This window comes from Micromonospora sp. 4G55 (assembly GCF_016803375.1).
Genome location: NZ_JAEVHN010000742.1, coordinates 1 through 2,816, shown reverse-complemented (window position 1 = coordinate 2,816; position 2,816 = coordinate 1). Strand labels below are relative to the sequence as shown.

The 2,816-nt window shown below is 73.5% G+C and carries 2 protein-coding genes; one reads left to right on the top strand and one right to left on the bottom strand.

The window, feature by feature from the left end; all coding sequences use genetic code 11:
* Positions 1-47: 47 nt before the first annotated feature.
* On the bottom strand, positions 48-2,054 hold the full coding sequence (locus JNW89_RS33385; RefSeq protein ID WP_238452074.1) for a translation factor GTPase family protein: 2,007 nt from the start codon (positions 2,052-2,054) through the stop codon (positions 48-50).
* Positions 2,055-2,314: 260 nt separating this feature from the next.
* Between JNW89_RS33385 and JNW89_RS33380 the strand changes: the two genes are divergently transcribed.
* Positions 2,315-2,803 (top strand): hypothetical protein, encoded by a 489-nt coding sequence (locus tag JNW89_RS33380; RefSeq protein ID WP_238452073.1) that lies wholly within the window; start codon positions 2,315-2,317, stop codon positions 2,801-2,803.
* Positions 2,804-2,816 lie beyond the last annotated feature (13 nt).

Sequence of the window (2,816 nt, the reverse complement as noted above, 5' to 3'; positions counted from 1 at the left end):
GCGGCGGTGACGGGTGCCCCCACGGGGCGGGGGGCACCCGTCACCGCTCACCCCGCCGCGCGGTCACCCGGCGGGCGACGGCCAGCAGGTACGTCCTTGCGGTCGGTCGGGTCGTGGTCGGTGCGGGGGCGGGTGGGCGGCTCGCCGTGGACCGGGCGGTGGTGGTCGAAGGTGGACTCGAAGATCCCCTCACCCCGGGTCAGCGTGGGCAGCCGCTGCTGTACGGCGTGCACCCGCCGCGCCGGCACGTCGCCCTCGACCACGTACGACGAGCCCCGCGCGAGCGTCGCGTGGGGCACCGCGTCCAGCCTGGCCAGCACGGGCAGTACGGCGCTGAGCGCGTCGCCCGGGATCTCCAGCCGGAACCGGTGCATCGGTTCCTCCACCCGGGTGCCGGCCCGGCGCAGCGCCTCGATGAGCACCAGCGGGGTGAGGTTGCGGAAGTCCCCGGCGGTGCTGGACATGCTCTTGTCGAAGGTGCCGTGCGAGTGGCTCTGCCGGGCCCAGTAGCCGGCGTGGGTCATCGTCACCTCGCAGTCGAGGACCTGCCAGCCGTGCAGTCCCTGGTGCAGCGTCGCCCGGACGGTCTCCTCGACCGCGGTGAAGAAGGCGGGCGGCATCGAGCCGAGTTCGACGCCGAGCCGGAAGCGGAACCCGCTGCCGGTCGCCGTCGGTGCCACCCGCAGACCCACGGTGGCCAGGAACGGGTTGGGCGCCACCCCGATCAGCTCGACCGCCGCTCCGGTGCCGACCAGCCGTTCCACGTAGACCGTCGTCGTCTCCCGGAAGCCGACCGCCACGCCGTACTCCGCGGCGAGCGTCGCCTGGATGACCTCCTTCTGGACCTCGCCGTAGAGCGAGACGGTGATTTCCCGCCGGACCTCGTCCACCCGGACGTCGATCAGCGGGTCCTGCTCGGCGAGCTGGCTGAGTGCGGCGTGCAGGGCGCCCCGATCCGCCTCCCGCTCCGGCACGACCACGGTCTCCAGGGTGGGCAGGGCGAAGTGGTGGCCGCCGGTGGCTCCGGTGCGCCGCGCCGCCCCGACCGGGTCGCCGATCCGGACGTCGCCGAGGCCGCGCAGCAGCGCGATCCGGCCGGCGCCGACGGCGTCGTCGCGGACGGTCGCGCCCCGGTCGAAGACCTCGATCCCGGTGACCGTGGCGAGGCGTCCCGCACCGACGGGCAGCCGGTCCCGCACCCGTACGGTGCCACCGAACAGCCGGACGTAGGCGATCCGCTCGCCCGAGGGGCCCCGCTGCACCTTGAAGACGGTGCCGGAGGTCGGTCCGTCGGCGCCGTCCTCGGCCACCGGCAACAGCTCGGTGAGGCCGGCGATCAGCGGTGCCACGCCCGCGCCGGTGATCGCGGAGCCGGCGAACACCGGATGGACCAGCGCCTGCCGGGTCTGCGCCGCGAGGACTTCGCGCAGCCGCCGTCCGGTCAGCCGCCGCTCGTCCTCGACGTACTCGGCCAGCAGCGCGTCGTCGCGCGCGGTGAGCAGGTCGAGCAGCCGCCGGGTGTAGACCGGGTCGGTGTCGGGGTGGGGTACGCAGCGGGCCGCCGGCGTACCGGCGCCGTGCACGGCGCCCGTCGCCACGACGGCGGGGGTGAGCCGGGCGGCGAGGTCGCGCAGCACCCGGTCGGGGTCGGCCCCGGCCCGGTCGATCTTGTTGATGAAGATCAGGGTCGGCAGGCGCAGCCGCTGGAGCGTGCGCATCAGCACCCGGGTTTGTGCCTGTACGCCCTCGACGGCGGAGACCACGAGCACCACACCGTCGAGCAGGTCGAGGACCCGTTCCACCTCGGCGATGAAGTCCGGGTGGCCGGGTGTGTCGATGAGGTTGACCGTGACGTCGTCGACGACGAAGGAGGCCACCGCGGATCGGATGGTGATGCCGCGTTGCCGCTCCAGCGCCATCGAGTCGGTGCGGGTGGTGCCGTCGTCCACGCTGCCCAGGTCGTCGATGACGCCGACGGCGTGTAGCAGGCGTTCGGTCAGGCTGGTCTTGCCGGCGTCAACATGCGCGAGGATGCCGATGTTCAAGGTCTTCACGAAGCGTCATGTCCTTCGGGTGAATGATCATTCCCAGGCGGTTGGACATGAACGCAGCTCGCATCGCTGATCCTTCGTGGTCGGTGGCGTGACCGACTCAGTCGACCAGCGCGTCCGCGGGTGGGCAACCGAATAACACCGCTGGCCCCGGCCCGCGCCCGGCGCTCGTGCGCCGCGGGCCAAATCTCTCCTTTCGGAGCTAAAGGTACGCATCGATCCCCGGCGCGTGTCCTGGCGCGGCGGGAGTGGTTGTACTCGACGTGACGGCACACTCACCCACCACCATGCCGGGCCGGGCGGCGGCGCCCCGATGGCGGGTCACCTGGGCGGTCCGCGAGAATCAGCGCCGGCGGCGCGCGTTCGACAGCGCGACCGCGGTCTGGCACCGGCGCAACGACCACCTGGTGCGGCTGCGGATCGAGGCCGCCGGCTTCCACGGGTACGCGCACCCGCGGGACAGCCTGCCGATGGACCTGGGCCGCGACGAGGTCGTCTACCGGGTGCTGCCGACCGCGGAGCTGGCCGAGGCCGGCGCGCGGCACATCGCCGGACTACCCGCGCCGGAGCTGACCGTCACGGCCCCGGGCGCCCACCCGCCCCGGCGCGGGCTGCCGACGGGCCTGCGGGTCGTCGACGAGGGGATGGCCGTCGTGACCAACCACCGGGTCGTCTTCTCCGGCGGCGCGAGCTGCCGCGAGTGGACGTACGCGGACCTGGTGGGCCGGCCCACCACCCCGACGTCCCGCTGACCCTGCTGCACAC